19 protein-coding genes and 1 tRNA gene are annotated in these 18,438 nt (G+C 71.3%); 15 read left to right on the forward strand and 5 right to left on the reverse strand.

Annotated features, from left to right (window positions below):
- The first annotated feature begins 38 nt into the window (after positions 1-38).
- The 13 genes from AB0H81_RS01715 to AB0H81_RS01775 all read left to right on the forward strand — a co-directional run bounded on the left by AB0H81_RS01715 (position 39) and on the right by AB0H81_RS01775 (position 9,996).
- On the forward strand, positions 39-461 hold the full coding sequence (locus AB0H81_RS01715) for a septum formation initiator family protein (protein WP_175592812.1): 423 nt from the start codon (positions 39-41) through the stop codon (positions 459-461).
- Positions 448-972: a DUF501 domain-containing protein gene (locus tag AB0H81_RS01720; protein ID WP_358367730.1), complete on the forward strand. Its 525-nt coding sequence runs from the start codon at positions 448-450 to the stop codon at positions 970-972. Before AB0H81_RS01715 ends, AB0H81_RS01720 begins: the two co-directional genes overlap by 14 nt.
- Positions 963-1,907, forward strand: a complete 945-nt coding sequence (locus AB0H81_RS01725; RefSeq protein WP_358367732.1) for a Ppx/GppA phosphatase family protein — start codon at positions 963-965, stop codon at positions 1,905-1,907. The genes AB0H81_RS01720 and AB0H81_RS01725 overlap by 10 nt, the downstream gene beginning before the upstream one ends.
- Before the next feature lie 174 nt (positions 1,908-2,081).
- The gene (locus AB0H81_RS01730) at positions 2,082-3,545 is read left to right on the forward strand and encodes a hypothetical protein (RefSeq protein WP_358367735.1); all 1,464 of its coding nucleotides are present in this window, start codon (positions 2,082-2,084) and stop codon (positions 3,543-3,545) included.
- Between the two features lie 103 nt (positions 3,546-3,648).
- Positions 3,649-3,975 (forward strand): PadR family transcriptional regulator, encoded by a 327-nt coding sequence (locus AB0H81_RS01735; RefSeq protein WP_358367737.1) that lies wholly within the window; start codon positions 3,649-3,651, stop codon positions 3,973-3,975.
- Positions 3,972-4,973, forward strand: coding sequence for a hypothetical protein (locus AB0H81_RS01740; protein ID WP_358367740.1), 1,002 nt, complete (start codon positions 3,972-3,974; stop codon positions 4,971-4,973). The genes AB0H81_RS01735 and AB0H81_RS01740 overlap by 4 nt, the downstream gene beginning before the upstream one ends.
- Positions 4,974-4,991: 18 nt before the next feature.
- A complete protein-coding gene (locus AB0H81_RS01745; RefSeq protein WP_358367742.1) occupies positions 4,992-5,786 on the forward strand; it encodes a uracil-DNA glycosylase in 795 nt (264 codons plus the stop codon).
- Positions 5,787-5,877: 91 nt separating this feature from the next.
- Complete coding sequence (locus AB0H81_RS01750; RefSeq protein ID WP_358367744.1) at positions 5,878-7,194, forward strand: NAD(P)/FAD-dependent oxidoreductase; 1,317 nt, start codon at positions 5,878-5,880, stop codon at positions 7,192-7,194.
- 82 nt (positions 7,195-7,276) lie between these two features.
- Entirely contained in the window at positions 7,277-7,789 is a 513-nt protein-coding gene (locus AB0H81_RS01755; protein WP_358367747.1) for an ACT domain-containing protein, read from the forward strand.
- 262 nt (positions 7,790-8,051) lie between these two features.
- Positions 8,052-8,124 (forward strand) — tRNA-Leu (locus tag AB0H81_RS01760).
- A gap of 201 nt (positions 8,125-8,325) precedes the next feature.
- A complete protein-coding gene (locus tag AB0H81_RS01765) occupies positions 8,326-9,117 on the forward strand; it encodes a Bax inhibitor-1/YccA family protein (protein WP_358367749.1) in 792 nt (263 codons plus the stop codon).
- Between the two features lie 174 nt (positions 9,118-9,291).
- A complete protein-coding gene (locus AB0H81_RS01770) occupies positions 9,292-9,525 on the forward strand; it encodes a DUF4287 domain-containing protein (protein WP_175592802.1) in 234 nt (77 codons plus the stop codon).
- A gap of 60 nt (positions 9,526-9,585) precedes the next feature.
- Complete coding sequence (locus tag AB0H81_RS01775; RefSeq protein WP_358367752.1) at positions 9,586-9,996, forward strand: PPOX class F420-dependent oxidoreductase; 411 nt, start codon at positions 9,586-9,588, stop codon at positions 9,994-9,996.
- Between the two features lie 115 nt (positions 9,997-10,111).
- On the opposite strand, the gene AB0H81_RS01780 is transcribed toward AB0H81_RS01775, so the two are convergent.
- The 3 genes from AB0H81_RS01780 to AB0H81_RS01790 form a co-directional block, all read right to left on the reverse strand.
- Entirely contained in the window at positions 10,112-11,329 is a 1,218-nt protein-coding gene (locus tag AB0H81_RS01780; protein WP_358367754.1) for an acetyl-CoA C-acetyltransferase, read from the reverse strand.
- A 114-nt stretch (positions 11,330-11,443) separates the two neighbouring features.
- Positions 11,444-12,811 (reverse strand): PQQ-binding-like beta-propeller repeat protein, encoded by a 1,368-nt coding sequence (locus AB0H81_RS01785; protein WP_358367757.1) that lies wholly within the window; start codon positions 12,809-12,811, stop codon positions 11,444-11,446.
- Between the two features lie 59 nt (positions 12,812-12,870).
- A complete protein-coding gene (locus AB0H81_RS01790; protein ID WP_358367759.1) occupies positions 12,871-13,854 on the reverse strand; it encodes an SGNH/GDSL hydrolase family protein in 984 nt (327 codons plus the stop codon).
- A gap of 128 nt (positions 13,855-13,982) precedes the next feature.
- Here AB0H81_RS01790 and AB0H81_RS01795 point away from each other — a divergent pair, with 128 nt between their 5' ends.
- Entirely contained in the window at positions 13,983-15,353 is a 1,371-nt protein-coding gene (locus AB0H81_RS01795) for a cystathionine beta-synthase (RefSeq protein WP_358367762.1), read from the forward strand.
- Positions 15,354-15,369: 16 nt separating this feature from the next.
- Here AB0H81_RS01795 and AB0H81_RS01800 read toward each other — a convergent pair whose 3' ends face one another.
- Entirely contained in the window at positions 15,370-16,092 is a 723-nt protein-coding gene (locus tag AB0H81_RS01800) for a dienelactone hydrolase family protein (protein WP_358367765.1), read from the reverse strand.
- 69 nt (positions 16,093-16,161) lie between these two features.
- On the reverse strand, positions 16,162-17,025 hold the full coding sequence (locus tag AB0H81_RS01805) for an NAD(P)-binding domain-containing protein (protein WP_358367767.1): 864 nt from the start codon (positions 17,023-17,025) through the stop codon (positions 16,162-16,164).
- A gap of 66 nt (positions 17,026-17,091) precedes the next feature.
- On the opposite strand from AB0H81_RS01805, the gene AB0H81_RS01810 reads away from it, so the two are divergent.
- On the forward strand, positions 17,092-18,438 hold a 1,347-nt coding region (locus AB0H81_RS01810; protein WP_358367778.1), incomplete at its 3' end, for a BTAD domain-containing putative transcriptional regulator.

Consider the following 18,438-nt stretch of genomic DNA (forward strand, 5'->3'; position numbering starts at 1 on the left):
GGGCCCGCCACGCGGGCTCGATGTGAGGGGGGTGCAGCATGGCCAGGAGACCGCAGCTGACCGGCCGGGCCGCCATTCTCGCGGTCGTGGTGTGCGCGATCGCGATGAGCCTCGCCTACCCCGTGCGCGAGTACATCGCCCAGCGCCGCGCCATCGCGGCGCTGCAGGCGGAGAAGGCGCGGGTCGAGGCGGACCGGCGGACGCTGGAGGCGCGGGTGCAGCAGATCCGCGACCCCAACTGGATCAAGCGCACGGCCAAGGAGCGGCTGCACTACTGCGGCGCCGGCGAGAAGTGCTACGTGGTGATGGACGCCGACGAGGGCAGGACGCCCGCCACGGTGAAGCAGCCCGCCGCGCCGCCGCCGTGGTACCAGACGCTCTGGCGGTCCGTCGAGGCCGCCGACTCGGGCAAGGGCCACCAGGTGGGCACAGGGGAGAAGGAGAGCGTTGGAAAGCCCTGAGAACGAGGCCGGCGAGGGCCGGGTCGCCGAGCGGGACGTGGAGGCGGTGCGCCGGCAGCTCGGCCGGCCGCCGCGGGGGCTGCGCGCGGTGGCGCACCGCTGCCCGTGCGGCAACCCCGACGTGGTCGAGACCGCGCCGCGCCTGCCGGACGGTGAACCGTTCCCGACCCTGTACTACCTGACCTGCCCGCGGGCGGCCTCGGCGATCGGCACGCTGGAGGGCTCGGGCCTGATGAGGGAGATGCAGGCCAGGCTGGCCGGCGACCCGGAGCTGGCCGCCGCCTACCAGGCCGCGCACGACGACTACGTCGCCAGGCGCGACAAGGCGGCCGAGGAGGAGGGCATGGAACCGCTTCCTCGTGGCATGCAGAGCACGGGGGGCATGCCGTTGCGGGTCAAGTGCCTGCACGCGCTCGTCGCGCACGAGCTGGCGGTCCCCGGGACCAACCCGTTCGGCAGGGAGGCGCTCGATGCCCTCCCCGATTGGTGGAGTGACGGACCATGCGTGTAGCCGCCGTCGACTGCGGCACCAACTCCGTACGTCTGCTCATCGCGGACGTCTCCGACGACACGCTCACCGAGGTGGAGCGGCGGATGGAGATCGTGCGTCTGGGACAGGGCGTCGACCGGACCGGCCGGCTGGCCGCCGACGCGCTGGAGCGCACGTTCGGCGCGATGCGCGGATATCGCAAGCTGATCGACCAGCATGGGGCCGAGCGCACGAGGGTCGTGGCGACGAGCGCGACGCGTGACGCGGCCAACCGCGACGAGTTCGTGGCCGGCGTGCGCGAGATCTTCGGCGTGGACCCGGAGGTGGTGACCGGCTCGGAGGAGGCGGAGCTGTCGTTCACGGGCGCGACCAGGGGGCTGGTCCGTCTGTCGCCCGAGACCGAGCATCCTCAGGGGCCGATGCCGCCGTACCTCGTGGTGGACATCGGCGGCGGCTCGACCGAGTTCGTGCTCGGCTCCGCGCACGCGGAGGCCGCCCTGTCGGTCGACATCGGCTGCGTGCGGCTCACGGAGCGGCACCTGCGCGACGCCGGCGACCCGCCGTCCGCGACCGCGCTGGAGTCCGTGGTGGCCGACATCGAGGACGCGCTCGACAAGGTGACCGAGGCGGTGCCGGTCGAGCGGGCGCACACGCTGGTGGGTCTGGCCGGCTCGGTCACGACGGTCGCGGGCATCGCCCTGGACCTCCCGGAGTACGACCCGGCGCGCATCCACCACGCGCGGATCGACGCCGAGACGGTGCACGAGGTGACGCGGCGGCTGCTGGCGATGACCCATGGTGAGCGGGCCGCGATTCCGGTCATGCATCCCGGCCGGGTGGACGTCATCGGCGTGGGGGCGCTCATCCTGGACCGCGTCGTGCGGCGTTTCGCGTTTTCCCAGGTCGTGGTCAGTGAACACGACATCTTGGATGGAATTGCCTGGTCTCTGATCTGAAAACCCGGTAAATCTGGACATTTCATCTTCGCGTTCGTGTTGAGCGTGCAATCAGTTTTGTGCTTAGGTAAAGGGGCAAAACGGGGGCTTTGCCATATTGCCGTGCACAGGTAGTGCCGGCGTGGCGACCGTTCCCGAGCGCATCTTTTCCCTCACGGAATGGAGCACTCTCACATGAAGTCCTCTCCCTTAGCGCGTAAGGCTGCGGCGTTCGGCGCCTCCGCCACCGTGCTGGCGGGCATGGTCGCGGCGCTGGTCGCCAGCCCGGCCCAGGCCGCCACCCCCGTCGCGGCCCCGGCGCCCGCCGCCGGCAAGGCGGCCCTGGCCGCCGCCGCGACCGCCTCGAAGTCCCCCAAGGTCTCGATCTCCACGCCGAAGGCCTCGACGGGCGACTACGAGGGGTCCTGCCCGGTCAACGTGACCGTGTCCTCCAAGATCAAGGTCACCGTCGACGGCAAGACCACCCTGGCCTACCGCTGGCTCCACGGGGACGGCTCCAAGGGCAAGGTCAAGACGGTCAAGCTCAAGGGCCACGGCGCCAAGTACGTCAAGGTGTCCGAGAAGCTGAAGTTCGAGGAGAACGTCAAGGGCTGGGAGGCCGTCCAGGTCCTCGGCCCGCGCAAGGCGACCTCCAAGAAGGGCTACTTCTCGGTCAGCTGCCAGAAGCCGATCGTCATCGAGGAGGAGCAGGGCCCCGAGGTCTCGGCGCGCGTCTGGGCGAGCCCGAGCACCTACGTCGGCTCCTGCAACACCTCCAGTGACAAGGTCGACTTCAACGGCGTCATCCGGGTCAGCGACCCCACCTGGGTCAAGTACCGCTGGGTCCTGAACGGCCGGGTCGTCGACTACGGCAAGACCAAGGTCTACGACACCAAGCGGGTCGGCTTCGGCATCTCCCCGCGGGAGAGCCAGCGCGGCTACGCGCAGCTGGAGATCCTCGGTCCGGACCGCGAGTCCTCCAACCGGGCCTACTACAAGGTCCTGTGCAAGGACGAGGCCCCGGACACCCGCGTCTCGGTCTCGAACCTGGTGACCGCGACCAACAACGACGGCTGCAAGGTCGGCGCCCACGCCACCGTCAGCTCGACCGGCCGCGGCCGCGTCGAGTACACGTGGTGGGTGAACGGCAAGGCCGTGGACAGCGGTTCCGAGTACTTCTCCGCCAACGGCGGTTCGCGGACCGTCACGCTCGCGGACCGGGTGCTCGCGGGTGACGCCACCAAGGGCGGCAAGGTCACGCTGACGGTGTCCGGTGCGGGCAGCCACGACTCGATCACGCAGTCGTACGCCGCCTGCCAGGCTCCCAAGCCCACCGTCTCGGTGTCGGCCGTCTCCCAGACCGGCCAGCGCAACGACATGTGCGCTGACAAGCGCGGCCCCGGCGTGGACTTCAAGGCCACCCTCACCACCACCGGTGCGACCACCGTCAAGTACTACTGGCTGGTCAACGGCCAGAAGGACGGCGGCGAGCTCACCCGTGAGGTGAACGGCAGCCTTGACGTGACCTGGGGCGTCGGCGGCACGCACAAGGCCACCGAGACCAAGGGCAACATCGAGCTCGTGGTCGTGAGCCCCAACTCCGCCACCTCGGGCAACGCCGCCTTCTCGGCGGTCTGCCCGAAGCCGGTGGCCGGCTGAACGGCTCGGCACACCGGATGATCTGAACCGGATGGCGTCCCCGTGACGCCATCCGGTTTTCTTTTGTTGGCAGTACTGCGCAAACCACAGTAGTGTGCGTCGCGTGGATAGCACCCAGCTCCTCAAGGGCGTGCTCGACCTGGCCGTCCTCGCGGTCCTGGCCGAGCGCGACGGCTACGGCTACGACGTCGTGCGCCGGCTGCGCGACGCGGGCCTGGAGGAAGTGGGCGACGCCTCGGTCTACGGCACGCTCCGGAGGCTCTTCAAGGCGGGCGCGCTCAACTCCTACGTGGTGGCCTCCGACGAGGGGCCGCACCGCAAGTACTACGGGCTGAACGACACCGGCAGGCGCATGTACGCCTCCTACGCCGGGATCTGGGCCTCGTTCGCCGCCACCATGGCATCCCTGGTCAAGGAGGGACACGCATGACAAGCATCGCAGCGTACGCGCAGGCCGTACGGGATGCCCTGGCCGGCCATCCGGACCGGGAGGAACTGCTGGAGGACCTGGACGACCACCTGGCGGAGATCGCGGCCGAGTCGGACGTGCCGCTGGAGGAGCGGCTGGGACCGCCGGCCGCCTACGCGGAGGAGCTCGCCGCCGCCTACGGGGGGCGGCCGGCGAGCGGCCAGAGACGCCGCCTGGAGCTCCGCAGGCGCCTGGGGGATCTCCACGCCGCCCTGCTCCGGCAGGCGCCCTACCGCGCTCTGGTGGGCTTCCTGCCCGACTTACGGCCCGGGTGGTGGGTGCTGCGCGGCTATGTCGTCGCCATGCTGCTGGCCAACCTCGCGGGCGGCGGCCACGACCACCTCACGCCCGAGAACGCCGCCGAGTGGGTGATGGTCGCCGCGGCCGTCTGGGCGTCGGTGTGGTTCGGCAGGCGCACCCGCGACCGGATGACGCGCGTGCTGGCCGTCTCCGTCAACGTGGTGGCCGGGCTGGCGCTGTTCGGCGGCTTCGTGGGCGCCGCGGAGCTCGCCAGCGACCGCCGACAGCTGAGGAACATCCAGGCGGACCCCCGCATCATCATGGAGACCGCCTCGGGAGTGGACGGCGAGGTCTACAACATCAAGCCGTACGCCAAGGACGGCACCCCGCTGACCGACGTCTACCTCTACGACCAGGACGGCAACCCGGTCATCACCCACCCGGAGAACTACGGCTACTCGGTCGACCGGTCCTGCGGCGAGCCCATCCTCAACCGCTACCCTCTGCCGCTGGTCGCCGATCCGGACACGACCGATGAGACCACTGCCATTGCCACGGCACCGCCTCCGTGCCCCACCGCCTCGTCGGCGCCGCTGATGCCGACCGCGGAGCCGGGGGCGACGGCCAGTGCCACGGAAGCGCCGACCCCCGCCGACGCCACGGCCACGGCTACCCCCGGGAAGCCGAGCGCCACGCCCACGCCGAAGCGGTCCCGTTGATCGGGCACCATCGGAGGCATGAGCTTCGTACCTCCCGGCACCGGCTGGCCCGGCGACCCGGCGACGGCTGACACGCCGGTCGCCCAGGACCCCGCGGACGTGCGCCGCCTCGCCGCCACCAGCACCACCCTCGCGGAGCTCACCGCCCGGCAGTCCGTCTGCCGGGCCTGTCCCCGCCTGGTGGAGTGGCGCGAAGAGGTCGCCCGGGTGAGGCGGCGCGCGTTCGCGGACGAGACGTACTGGGGGCGGCCGGTCCCGGGATGGGGCGACGAGCGCCCGGGCATCCTCATCACCGGGCTGGCCCCGGCCGCCCACGGGGGCAACCGGACCGGCCGCATCTTCACCGGCGACCGCAGCGGCGACTGGCTGTTCGCCTCGCTGCACCGCTGCGGCCTGGCCGCCCAGGAGACGAGCACGCACGCGGACGACGGCCAGCGGCTGATCGGCACCCGGGTGGTGGCCTCGGTGCGGTGCGCGCCGCCCGCCAACAAGCCGGCGCCGGAGGAGAAGGCCGCCTGCTTCCCGTGGCTGACGCGGGAGATCGAGCTGACCGCGCCGTCGGTGCGGGTGATCGTGGCGCTCGGCGGCTACGCCTGGCAGGCCGTGTGGCCCGCGCTGAAGGAGGCCGGTCACACCCTGCCGCGGGTCAGGCCGCCGTTCGGGCACGGGGCCGAGGTGGCGATCGCGTACGAGGGGACGCCGGTGACGCTGCTCGGCTGCTACCACCCCAGTCAGCAGAACACGTTCACCGGCCGCGTGACGGCCCGGATGCTCGACGACGTCTTCCTCCGGGCCCGCGAGCTCTCGGTGTGACGCGTTGCATTGATCACGAATTGGAGTTCTCGGCCCACCCTGGCGTAGGCTTGTGAATACTTTCACAAGCTCCACGAAAGATGGGCCTCAGATGAACAAGCACATCTTGATCGTTGGCGGCGGTTACGTCGGCCTCTACACCGCTCTGCGCCTCCAGCGCAAGCTCGGCCGGGAGCTGCGCAACGGCGAGGCGAGCATCACGATCATCGACCCCCAGTCCTACATGACCTACCAGCCGTTCCTGCCGGAGGCCGCGGCGGGCAACCTGTCGCCGCGGCACATGGTCGCCCCCCTGCGCCGGGTGCTGCCCAAGGTGCGGATCCTCAACGGCACGGTGACCGAGGTGGACCACGCCGCCCGCGTGGCCACCTTCCAGCCCGCCGAGGGCGAGGCGCGCAAGGTCTCCTACGACGTCATCGTGATGGCCGCCGGCTCCATCTCGCGGACCCTGCCCATCCCCGGGCTCACCGACATCGGCATCGGCTTCAAGACCGTCGGCGAGGCCATCGCGCTGCGCAACCGCGTCCTGCACCTGCTCGACGTGGCCGAGTCGACCGACGACCTCGAGGTGCGGCGCCGCGCGCTCACCTTCGTCGTGGTCGGCGCCGGCTTCGCGGGCGTCGAGGCGCTGGCCGAGCTGGAGGACATGGCCAAGGACTCCACCCGCTACTACCGCAACCTCACCCCCGCCGACCTCCGCTGGGTGCTGGTCGAGGCCACGAACCGGGTGCTGCCCGAGGTCGGGCCCGAGATGGGCAAGTGGACGCTGGAGCAGCTGCGCGAGCGCGGCATCGAGGTCAAGCTCGACACGCGCCTGGAGTCGTGCGTCGGCGGCCACGTCGTGCTCTCCGACGGCTCGGAGTTCGAGGCCGACACCCTCGTCTGGACCGCGGGCGTCAAGCCGAGCGTGGTCGTCAACTCCACCGACCTGCCGCTCGACGAGCGCGGCCGGATCAAGACCACCGCCGCGCTGACCGTCGCCGGCACCAGGGACGCCTTCGCCGCCGGCGACGTCGCGGGAGTGCCCGACGTGACCAACCCCGGTCAGTACTGCGCCCCCAACGCCCAGCACGCGGTGCGGCAGGCGAAGGTACTCGCCGACAACATCATCCGCTACCTCCGCGGGGAGCAACTGGTCGACTACCGCCACAAGTATGTGGGATCGGTCGCCGGTCTCGGCCTGCACCAGGGTGTGGCCAACGTCTACGGAGTGAAGCTTCGCGGATTCCCTGCGTGGTTCATGCACCGCACCTACCATCTGTCGCGGGTGCCGACGCTGAACCGCAAGGTCCGCGTCGTCGTCGACTGGACCCTGGCGTTGTTCTTCAAGCGGGAGACGATCTCGCTCGGCGAGGTCGAGCACCCGCGTGACGGATTCCGGGCCGCCGTGGCGACGATGCGTCACTGAGCACATGCACGGCAGCGCCCCGGCGTCCTCGCGCCGGGGCGTTCCGGCGCCCGCGTCCTGCCGAACGAAAGGGGATGCGCGGGTGGCGCTCTCAGCGGTGACCGTGCTCGGCGTCGACCGGCCCGGAGTCATCGCCGCGGTCACCGGCTCGCTGGCCGAGTGCGGTGCCAACATCACCGATTCGACGATGACGCTGCTCGGCGGCCACATCGCGATGATGTTCCTGGTCTCCGGCGACCTCGACGCCGAGGAGATCACCAAACGGCTGCGGGCCCGCGACCTCGTGGTGACCGCGGCCGCCGTGGAGGCCCGCCGCCGCTTCGGCTGCGCCTCCGGCGGCCACGGCTACGTGCTGACCCTCCACGGCCCCGACCGGCCGGGCATCATCTCCGCCGTCAGCGCCGTGCTCGCCGCCGTCGGCGGCAACATCACCGGCATGAGCACCCGCCTGACCGGGCACCTGTACGTGCTCATCGCCGACGTCGAACTGCCCGGGGCGGTCGACACCGGGGCCCTCGCGCGCGATCTCGCGGAGACCGGATCGGGCCTCGACTCCGAGATCACCTTCCGCCCCGTCGAACCGGCCCGGCCGTGACCGGCGGGCCCGGGAAGCCCGGCGGCACCGGCCGTCGATGCCCTCACCTGCACTGCTTGCGAGGAACGAGAGATCCCGTCACCATCGAAGCCGATGCCTCCTTGGCCGGGGGTATTCCGCACTTACGGGACCATGCGATGGGGCTGTCCCTTCCTGGACACAGTGCCAGGGGCCCTATCACTTCACCGCACACTTCACAGTTGTGACTCATGATGCGAAGTTGTGCTCCTCGGAAGTATGGTCCCAATCGTATGATTGCGGCGCCCCCGTAGCCCAATGGCAGAGGCAAACCCCTTAAAAGGGTTGACGTGCGGGTTCGAATCCCGCCGGGGGCACCTGCGTCTACCACGGGAAATGCGTTTCTCCCTTACTAACGGTGGCCGGGAACTCACCGGAACCTTCACTAACGGTGGCCGGGAACTCACCGGAACCCGCGTTCGTTGTCATCGCGTTGAAGTCTCGAAACCACATAGATCTGAGCGCGAGCCGACCTAGGCGGCGACCCGTCCCATAGGCTCGGCGCGCAGGAGGCAAAGATGGAGAGCAAGAACCCGGTTTTCAGCAAGACACGACAGCAGTCAGCCGGGTGGGGCGCGCCCACCCCGACCCCCGCGCAGTTGCAGAACATGTACGAGACCCCCTCGTACGCTCCTCCGGCCAGGCCGGCTTTCCGCACGATGACGCTCGACGACGTGGTGGTCCGCGGGTTCATGACCCTCGGCGTGCTGGTCGCGGGCGCCGCGGCGGCGTGGTACTTCCAGGTCCCCATGGGCGTCGCCGTCGTCTCGGCCATCGTCGCCCTGGTCCTCGGTCTGGTCGCCTCCTTCAAGCAGAGCACCAACCCCGCCCTCATCCTCGGCTACGCCCTCTTCGAGGGCGTGTTCCTCGGGGCGATCAGCTGGTTCTTCGAGACGCGCTTCCCCGGCATCGTGATCCAGGCGGTGCTCGGCACGGCACTGGCCTTCGGCGCCGTCCTGACGGTCTACGCGCTGCGCATCGTGCGCGTCACGTCGAAGCTGGTGAAGTACGTCGTCGCCGCCGGCGTCGCGGCCCTCGGCCTCGTGCTGGTCAACCTCCTTGTCGCCATCTTCAACGGCACCGGCCTCGGCCTGCGCACCGACAGCCCGATCGGCTGGATCTTCAGCATCGCGATGATCCTCCTCGGCTGCTTCTTCCTCCTGCTCGACTTCGACGCCGTCGAGCAGGGCGTCAAGCAGGGCGCTCCGGAGAAGTTCGCCTGGCAGTGCGCGTTCGGCCTCACGCTGAGCCTCGTCTGGATCTACCTCGAGGTGCTGCGCTTCATCAGCTACTTCACCAACAGCGACTGAGCCCCGGCTCAGCCGCGCACGGACACCCGAAGGGGCCCCGCCGATCCGGCGGGGCCCCTTCGCTTAGCGCTCGACGATGAACCCCGTGTAACGAAGTGGTGGCGACTTTGGGGTTGCGATCACGGGTTGAGTGTTGCAGTGTCAAGCAAAGGACCTTATTCCGTGGAGGTGCCCATGTCCTTGAACCACTCACCGGAGACGCAAACGAAGCTGATCGCAAGGGTCCCATCGATAACGGGACGCGAACTCCCCGAGTGGTTCCAAGCCATCGACAACGGCCCATCGTTCCTCAGGTGTGACGAACGGGCCAACTGGCTCGCACAGGAGCACGGGCTGACACATGGCTACGCGGCGGCGATCGTCCACGAGCACGAGCGCCACCGCCGTAACCGCATGGGCTTCATCTAGAGGCTCCCAAGTCCCGCTGACGCGCCCGTGCCGCCGGCTCGGGCGCGTCATCATGGACGGATGGATCTGGACAAGGCACGCGACTTCCTGCGGCGCGCGCACCGCGCCGTGCTCCACACCCGGCACGCCGACGGGCGTCCGCAGCTCTCACCGGTGGTGGTGGGCGTGGACGCCGAGGGCCACATCGTGATCAGCACGCGGGAGACGGCGGTCAAGACACGGAATGTCCGCCGCGACCCGCAGGTGTCGATCTGCGCGTTCACCGACGGCTTCTTCGGCGAGTGGGTGCAGGTGGACGGCACGGCGCAGGTCGTCAGCCTGCCGGAGGCCATGGATCACCTGGTCTCCTACTACCGGGACATCTCGGGTGAGCATCCCGACTGGGACGACTACCGCGCCGCCATGGAACGCGAGCGGCGGGTCGTCCTCCGGATCACGCCCACCCGCGCCGGCCCCGACATCCACGGCTGACCCGCACGGCCGCCCGGATGTCCGCGGCTGAGCGGCCCCGTCCCGGCCGGACGACGGCCACGGCCGCCAGGTGCCCGCACCCGGCGGCCGTCGCGCTGTCAGGGCCGTCACGCCCTCAGGAGAGGCGCTCCAGGAGCATGGCCATGCCCTGGCCGCCGCCCACGCACATCGTCTCCAGGCCGATCGTCTTGTCGTGGTGCTGGAGGCTGTTGACGAGCGTCGAGGTGATGCGGGCGCCGGTCATGCCGAACGGGTGCCCCACGGCGATGGCGCCGCCGTTGACGTTCAGCCGGTCGAGGTCGATCCCGAGGTCCCGGTACGACGGGATGACCTGGGCGGCGAACGCCTCGTTGATCTCCACGAGGTCCACGTCCTCGATCGCCATCCCTGCGCGGGCCAGCGCCTGCCGCGACGCCTCGACCGGCCCGAGGCCCATGATCTCGGGCGACAGGCCGGTCACGCCCGTCGAGACGATGCGGGCCAGCGGCGTGATGCCCAGCTCGGCCGCCTTCACGTCGCTCATGACGACCACCGCGGCGGCGCCGTCGTTGAGCGGGCAGCAGTTGCCGGCCGTGACCGTGCCGTCGGGGCGGAAGGCCGGCTTGAGCCCGGACACGCCCTCGTAGGTGGTGCCGGGCCGCGGCCCGTCGTCCTTGCTCACCACGGTGCCGACGGGCAGCGTCACCGGGGTGATGTCCTTCTGCCAGAAGCCGTCGGCCAGCGCCTTCTCGGCGAGGTTCTGGGAGCGGACGCCGAACTCGTCCTGCTCGCGGCGGGTGACGCCCTTGAGCTGGGCGAGGTTCTCGGCGGTCTGGCCCATGGCGATGTAGATGTCGGGCACCCGGCCGTCCTCGCGCGGGTCGTGCCAGGTGTGGCCGCCCTCGCCGAACTCCTTCGTCCGGGCGACCGCGTCACCGAAGAGCGGGTTCTGGGTCTCGGGCAGCGAGTCGGAGTTGCCCTTGACGAACCGCGAGACCATCTCCACGCCGGCCGAGACGAACACGTCGCCCTCGCCCGCCTTGATCGCGTGGAAGGCCATGCGGGTGGTCTGGAGCGAGGACGAGCAGTAGCGGGTGATCGTGGTGCCGGGCACGTTGTCCAGGCCCAGCAGCACGGCGACCACGCGGGCCATGTTGAAGCCCTGCTCGCCGCCCGGCAGTCCGCAGCCGAGCATGATGTCGTCGATCGTCGTCGGGTCGAGCTGCGGCACCTTGGCCAGCGCCGCCTGGATCATCTGCACCGTGATGTCGTCGGGCCGCAGGTCCTTGAGGGACCCCTTGAAGGCACGCCCGATGGGCGAGCGGGCGGTGGCGACGATGACTGCCTCGGGCATGTGGCCCCTCCTTTGTCAGCACTCTAACCAGAACTATATTCCAGCGCTGTGGAGGAGCCAGGTGCCCGTCGGTGTTGGGGATATCTGGCCTTTTTGCCGCCTTGCGAACTTTGGTCAGCCGTACATGCCGGGTGCCGGGGCGGTGTTGTCGTTGACGGCGTGCATGCCGCCCTTCTCGTCGCGCCACAGCCGCCAGCCGTTCTGGCTGCCGGTGAACCACGACGGCGGGGCCTGCGCGCCGGAGAGCCGCTTGCCCGTCGCGAGGTCGTACTCGCACAGGGCCGCCACCGAGTAGAACCCGGCCGGCTGGCCGCGCAGCGGCAGCGGCTTGGGGTCGGTGACGCAGAACGACCAGCCGCGCTCCTCCTCGACCGGCACCGGGCGACCGGAGGTGAGGTCGAAGACCGTGCCCTTCGCGTCGTGCTTGAGGAAGCCCAGCTTCTCCATGCGGTCGGGGAAGGCCAGCCACCAGCCGGAGCCGGGCACCTCGGCGGCGGTGATCTGGCCGACCACCCGCCCCGTGCCGGCGTCGAGCCGGGCGAAGCCGCCGTAGCCGCCCCGCTGGTCGACCGGGCGCACCACCGGCGCGAAGCCGGGGCTGCCGCTCGGGTAGACGCGCACCACCGACGGCCGCATCCAGTTGACCGTGCCGTCGGCGATCTTCACCGAGAACAGGCCGAACGTGGAGATCTTCTTCGTGCGCGGGTTGGTGTAGGGGGCGAGGTAGCCGACCAGGTCGGGACCCGCCGCGCCGAACGCCCAGCCGCCCGACAGGTCGATGCCCGGGCCGAGCGCCTGCTCGATCGGCTGCTGCCACTGCGGCTTGCCGGTCTTCAGCTCGTACGACTCGATCACCGGGTCGGCGGCCAGGCGCAGCACGAGCACGCGCTCGTCGTCGGACCACTCGACCTCGGCGATGCCCGGCAGCTTCCACCTGAGCGCTCCCGTGGCCGGGTCGAGCACGACCACGCGCGCCGACGCCAGGGCGGTGTTCTCGGCCAGGCACACGTACGGGCCGCAGCGCTGCGGGCCGAAGGTGGAGTGGATCGGCCGCGTCCAGCGCTGCTGCCCGGTGCGGGCGTCGCGGGCGACGAGCGTGGCGGTCCAGCGGCCCTTGCGGGCCGGGTCGAGCGCCACCACCACGGCCTCGCGCCGGCCGCCCTGCCCGGGGAAGTCGACGACGGCCGGGGCGGAGACGCCCATGCCCGGCAGCCGGCCCGCCATCGTGGCCGGGTGCGCCCACAGCCGCTTGCCGTCGGACAGGCCGGTGGCGACGGTCTCCAGCGTGCCGTCGGGCTTCATCGACGTGGCCGCGACCACCCCGCCGGCGGTGACCATCCGGCTGACGACGTTGACCTGGGTGTCGTTCCAGGCGGGGAAGGCCGCCGTGGCCGCGTCGCTGCCGGAGCAGCCGGCCAGGGCCGTGGTCGCGGCGAGGACGCCGGAGAGAGCGAGGGCGGGTTGCGCGAGAGGCCGGAGCACGGTCCATCCACTCCAAAGGGGACGAGGGGTGACGGCCCAGGAGCGGAGGGTGACCGGTGTCAGGCGTCGTTGACCATCTCGCCGGGGCGGCGGCGGAACAACGTCACCCATCTGCCATAGGGACCTGTCGCCCGCCCCGCGACCCGGGTCGCGGAAACCTCGGTGCCGGGCTCCTCCGCGGCCGTGGCCGCCGCGAGGTAAATCGGTTGCAGTCCTTCGCCGCGCGCGGGTCGCGGTTCGGGCCACAACCCCAACGCAGTGCATACAGAAGGTAGCACCGCGTAAGCGGCGGAGGCGTAACCTCGGTCAGATGGATGGAAACGATCCGGTCCGAACATCTCGCCCGGATTTGTATCGAATTCCGGGCCCAGGAGGTCGGCGAACGCCACCGTCCGGCCGCCCGCGTCCACGACCGCCACGGTCTGCGCCGCGGCGAGCTGGCGGCTCCAGCGCCGCGTCACCCAGCGCAGGGGCTGCGCGATCGGCCGTACGGTGCCGAGGTCCGGGCAGGTGCCGACGACCACCTCCGCGCCCGCCTCCCGCAGCCGCCGCACGGCCTTGACCAGATGGCGCACGGCCATCGCGGGCGGCGTCTGCGTCACCACGTCGTTCGCGCCGACGAAGATGACCGCCACGTCCGGGTCCAGTCGCAGCGCCTGGTCCACCTGCTCGACCAGCGCCGCCGACGGCGCGCCCGACTTGCCGAGGACGTCCAGCCGCACCGGCCGCTCGGCCACGTGCGCCAGGCCCTCCGCGATGAGCACCCCCGGCGTCTTGGCCGGAGAGCTCACGCCGAGCCCGATGGAGGTGGAGTCGCCCAGCATCACCAGCCGCACCGGAGGGCCCGGGTAGGCGCCGTACACGCCGTCGGAGGGTGGCCCGTCCAGGCCGTGCGGTCGGCCGATCACCTTGCGCGCGACCAGGCTCTCCACGATCAGCAGCCCGTACGCCGTGGCCCCCAGGGCCGTCAGCCCGCCGCCTCCGAGGGCCGCCGCGATGGCGATCTTCCGGGCGGCCCTCGCCACCCCCGCTGCCCAGACCATGTGGGTGCTCCCCTCATCCGAACTCGGCGGTAGCGTTTGCTTGAAAACTAGCCGAGCGCCCGCCACCCCCACGGGTCCTCGGCGACGGGCAAGCTGATCAAGCTTTGGTAAAGAAGGTGAACACCTCGGTGCGCGTACACGATTCCCTGGTCGAGCTCATGGGCAACACGCCGCTCGTCAGGCTGCACAAGGTCTCCGCGGGGGTGCCCGCCCAGGTGCTCGCCAAGGTCGAGTACTTCAACCCCGGCGGCTCGGTCAAGGACCGGATCGCCGTCCGCATGATCGAGGCCGCGGAGGCGTCCGGCCAGCTGCGGCCCGGTGGTGTCATCGTCGAGCCGACCTCGGGCAACACGGGCGTCGGCCTGGCCATCGTGGCCCAGCAGAAGGGCTACCGGTGCCTGTTCGTGGTGCCGGACAAGGTGGCCCAGGACAAGATCGCGGTGCTGCGGGCCTACGGCGCCGAGGTGGTCGTCTGCCCGACCGCGGTCGCGCCGGACCACCCCGAGTCGTACTACTCGGTCTCGGACCGGCTCGCCCGGGAGACGCCCAACGCCTGGAAGCCCGACCAGTACTCCAACGTCAACAACCCCGACTCCCACTACCACTCGACGGGGCCCGAGCTGTGGGAGCAGACCGAGGGCAGGATCACCCACTTCGTGGCCGGCATCGGCACCGGCGGCACGATCAGCGGCACGGGCCGTTACCTCAAGGAGGTCTCCGGCGGCCGGGTCAAGATCATCGGGGCTGACCCCGAGGGCTCGGTCTACTCCGGCGGCTCCGGCCGGCCGTACCTCGTGGAGGGCGTCGGCGAGGACATCTGGCCCGCCACCTACGACACCGGGATCTGCGACGAGATCATCGCGGTGTCCGACAAGGACTCCTTCAACATGACCCGCCGCCTCGCCCGGGAGGAGGGGCTGCTCGTGGGCGGCTCGTGCGGCATGGCCGTGGTCGCGGCGCTCCAGGTGGCGGCCAAGGCCGGGCCCGACGACGTCGTGGTCGTGCTGCTGCCCGACGGCGGGCGCGGCTACCTGTCCAAGATCTTCAACGACGACTGGATGGCCGACTACGGCTTCCTGACCGAGACCTCGGACGAGGGCCTGGTCGGCGACGTGCTGGCGCGCAAGGGCGCGAGCCTGCCGGAGTTCGTGCACGCCCACCCGCACGAGTCGGTCGGCACGGCCATCTCGATCATGCGCGAGTACTCCGTCTCGCAGCTCCCGGTCATGAAGGAGGAGCCGCCGGTCATGGCGGCCGAGGTCGTCGGCTCGATCGTCGAGCGCGACCTGCTGGAGGCGCTCTACCACGGCAAGCTGTCGTCCGACGACCCGATCGCCGAGCACATGTCGGCGCCGCTGCCGACGATCGGCAGCGGCGAGCCGGTGGCGCGCGCGGTCGAGGCGCTGGAGAAGGCCGACGCCGCGGTGGTGCTGGAGGACGGCAAGCCCGCCGGCCTCATCACCCGGCAGGACCTGCTCGCCTTCCTCGCCAACCACTGAGACGGCTGCCGGGGCGCTACGCGTGGCCGGCGACGTGTTCGTCGAAGAAGACGAAGGTGCGCCGCCACGCGTCGTCCGCCGCCGCGGCGACGTGGCCGTGACTCAGGGGGAACAGCGCGAGCCGCGCGACCGGGTGGTGGCCGTCGGTCATGAAGGAGTGCCCGGCGGCCGGATAGATCTCGACGTCGTGCTCGATGCCGAGCGCCCGCATGTGCTCGCGCAGGCGGGCGCCGTGCGAACGGAACCCCTGGTCGCGGCCGCCGTAGGAGCCCACGACCGGGCACACCGGCCGCAGCTCATCGCGGTCGCGGGGGACCAGGCCGTAGTTCACCGAGGCGGCCCGCACGCCGGGCGGCGCGCTCGCCGCGTACGCGAGGGCGAACCCGCCGCCCATGCAGAACCCGATCACGCCGAGCCGGTCGTCGTCGACGTCGTCGCGACCGGCCAGCCAGGCCCGGGCCGCGTCGATGTCGGCGGCTGGCCGGCCCGGCCTGCCGGTCGAGAGCTGGTGCATGGCCCGGGCCAGGCAGCCGATCCTGCTGCCGTGGCTGTACAGGTCGGGAAGGACGGCCGCGTACCCGTGCGCGGCGAACAGGTCCACCACGTCGAGCATGTCGGGTTCGATGCCGTAGATCTCGTGGACGACCACGGCGCCCGGCCATCCTCCCGGCGGCGCCTCCCCTTCCGGCAGCGCCACGGTCGCGGCCAGCGAGCTGCCGTCCGGCAGCGGAATACTCACATGTTGTCTCATTCGCGCCCTTTGCCGACCTAGGTCAAATGAGACGTAACGTAACAGGAGCGCCGGCCGCTACGGCTTCCTGATCGACTCGAACACGGTGCCCAGGCCCTCCTGGCCGCGCCCCTCCGTGAAGGCGGCGCGCTCGAAGAGCGCCTTCAGCGCGTCGGGCACCGTGGTCTCCACCCCCGCGTCACGGAGCGCGTGGACGGCGTGGCCCATGCCGACCGCCTGCATGGTGAGGCTGTTGAGCTCGCCCGGGTACACCCCGGCCGCGACCTCCTCGGCCAGGATCTTCGCGAACCCCATCGGGCCGTCGCCGCCGAGCTGGGTGAACGTCTCCTGCGCGTACGGCATGAACACCGCGGGCTCCACCCCGGCCGAGCCGAGCAGCGCGAGCGCGTGCATGTAGCTGGTCAGGCTCGACCAGAAGACCAGGAGCTGGGCCTGGTAGAACATCATCGCCAGGCCCTCGTCCGAGCCCATGTAGTGGACGTCGCCCAGGGCTCGCAGCGTCTCGGCGTGCCGGTCCACGGCGTCCTTGGGGCCGCTGTAGAAGGCGTACGCGCCGGGCTGTCCGATGCCGGGGGGCGGCACCATGATCCCGGCCGTCACGAGAACGCCGCCGCGCCCGGCCACCCAGCGGGCCGCCTCCCGCAGCTCCTCCGGGGTGCCGGAGCTGAGGTTCACCAGCACCTTCCCGTCCAGCCGCAGGTCACCGAAGCTGTCGTACATCGCCTGGTAGTCGAGCTGGCTGATCACCAGCAGCTCGCCCGAGTCGCCGGGGGAGGCGGCGAGCCTCGCCCCCTTGGCCACCAGCGGCTCGGCCTTGCTCGCCGTGCGGTTCCACACCGTCACGTCGTGGCCCGCGGCGAGGAAGGTCGCCGCCATCGTCGCGCCCATCGGCCCGAGGCCGATCACCGTCACATCAGTCATGCGGCCAGCCTGCGCCGGGCCGCTACGGAATTCCTTCGGGCCCGCTACGGGTTGTCCATCATCGTGGTGCGTTTCGGTGTGCTCGGCCCGCTCGCGGTGTGGGCGGACGACGGCGGCCCGGTCCGGGTGGCCGAGCCGAAGGTGCGTGCCCTGCTGGCCGACCTGCTGGCGCACGGAGGCGGCCCGGTGCCGGCCGACCGGCTCATCGACGACCTGTGGGGGGAGCGGCTGCCGCGCAACCCGGCGGGCACGCTCCAGGCCCGGGTCTCGCAGCTCCGGCGGGCGCTCGGCGTCCCTGGGCTCATCACGTACGGGCCGGCGGGCTACCTCCTGGCGCCGGCGGACACGGACGCGTCCCGCTTCCTCGCCCTCCTCGGCCGCACCGCCCCCGGGTCCAGGGGCGGTCCGGGGGAGACGGCGGGCGTACGGCTGGGGCCGGGGGAGGCGGAGGTCGTACGGCTGAGGGGGCGGCTGGAGCGGCTGGACGAGGCGCTGGCACTGTGGCGAGGGCCCGCGTACGCGGAGTTCGCCGACGCGGGCTTCGCCCGGCCGGAGATCGCCCGCCTGGAGGAGGCGCGGCTGGCGGCCCTCGAGGAGCGGGCGGAGGCGCGGCTGGCGCTCGGCGAGGACACCGATCTCGCGGGTCTCGTGACTCTCCACCCGCTACGCGAACGGCTGCGCGCGCTGCACATCCTCGCCCTCTACCGGCATGGCCGCCAGAGCGAGGCCCTGGCCAGCTACGGCGAGCTGCGGACCCTGCTGGCCGACGAGCTGGGGCTGGACCCGTCACCGGAGCTCAGGGCCCTGCACGAGGCCATCCTGCGCCACGACCCCGCCCTGTCCGCCCATCCCCTGACGGGGCCCTCCACGGTCCTCTCCGGGCCCGTTCCCGGCGCACCCACTCCCGGGCGGCCCGCGACCTCTGGGCGGGCCGCCACCTCGGGTGGGGCGGCCTCTCCGGACGCGCCCGTCTCTTCGGGTATGCCCGCCACTCCCGACGTGCCCGCCACTCCGGACATGGCGGCCACTGCTGATATACCCGCCACTTCCGACGTGCCCGCCACTACGGACATGCGCGCCACCCCGCACAGGCCGGTCACGAACCTGCCCGCGGCTCTCAGCGACCTCGTCGGCCGGGGCGGTGAGCTGGCCGCCGTCCGTGACCTGCTCGCCGTGAGCCGCCTGGTGACGCTCACCGGGCCGGGTGGCGTGGGCAAGACCCGGCTCGCCCTCGAAGCGGCCCTCGAGGCGGCCCTCGAAGCGGCTCAGACATGGACGAGCCCCGCGAAGTTCCCCGACGGGGTGTGGCTGGTCGAGCTGGCGGGGCGCCGACACGGACCCCACGGAGCCCGCGGACCCCGCGGCGGCGGGGAACCTCCTCACCCCGGCAGGCATCCGCGCGACCATCGCCGC

It is taken from the genome of Nonomuraea sp. NPDC050691 (assembly GCF_040654455.1).
Classification (GTDB): Bacteria; Actinomycetota; Actinomycetes; order Streptosporangiales; family Streptosporangiaceae; genus Nonomuraea.

What these genes read in the sequence shown, in the direction of transcription:
- AB0H81_RS01775 (WP_358367752.1), top strand. Translation starts at nt 9,586, where the DNA reads ATGGATCTGGACAAGGCACGCGACTTCCTGCGGCGCGCGCACCGCGCC.
- AB0H81_RS01790 (WP_358367759.1), bottom strand. Translation starts at nt 13,854, where the DNA reads ATGGTCTGGGCAGCGGGGGTGGCGAGGGCCGCCCGGAAGATCGCCATC.
- AB0H81_RS01750 (WP_358367744.1), top strand. Translation starts at nt 5,878, where the DNA reads ATGAACAAGCACATCTTGATCGTTGGCGGCGGTTACGTCGGCCTCTAC.
- AB0H81_RS01805 (WP_358367767.1), bottom strand. Translation starts at nt 17,025, where the DNA reads ATGACTGATGTGACGGTGATCGGCCTCGGGCCGATGGGCGCGACGATG.
- AB0H81_RS01765 (WP_358367749.1), top strand. Translation starts at nt 8,326, where the DNA reads ATGGAGAGCAAGAACCCGGTTTTCAGCAAGACACGACAGCAGTCAGCC.
- AB0H81_RS01740 (WP_358367740.1), top strand. Translation starts at nt 3,972, where the DNA reads ATGACAAGCATCGCAGCGTACGCGCAGGCCGTACGGGATGCCCTGGCC.
- AB0H81_RS01730 (WP_358367735.1), top strand. Translation starts at nt 2,082, where the DNA reads ATGAAGTCCTCTCCCTTAGCGCGTAAGGCTGCGGCGTTCGGCGCCTCC.
- AB0H81_RS01780 (WP_358367754.1), bottom strand. Translation starts at nt 11,329, where the DNA reads ATGCCCGAGGCAGTCATCGTCGCCACCGCCCGCTCGCCCATCGGGCGT.
- AB0H81_RS01745 (WP_358367742.1), top strand. Translation starts at nt 4,992, where the DNA reads ATGAGCTTCGTACCTCCCGGCACCGGCTGGCCCGGCGACCCGGCGACG.
- AB0H81_RS01725 (WP_358367732.1), top strand. Translation starts at nt 963, where the DNA reads ATGCGTGTAGCCGCCGTCGACTGCGGCACCAACTCCGTACGTCTGCTC.
- AB0H81_RS01715 (WP_175592812.1), top strand. Translation starts at nt 39, where the DNA reads ATGGCCAGGAGACCGCAGCTGACCGGCCGGGCCGCCATTCTCGCGGTC.
- AB0H81_RS01770 (WP_175592802.1), top strand. Translation starts at nt 9,292, where the DNA reads ATGTCCTTGAACCACTCACCGGAGACGCAAACGAAGCTGATCGCAAGG.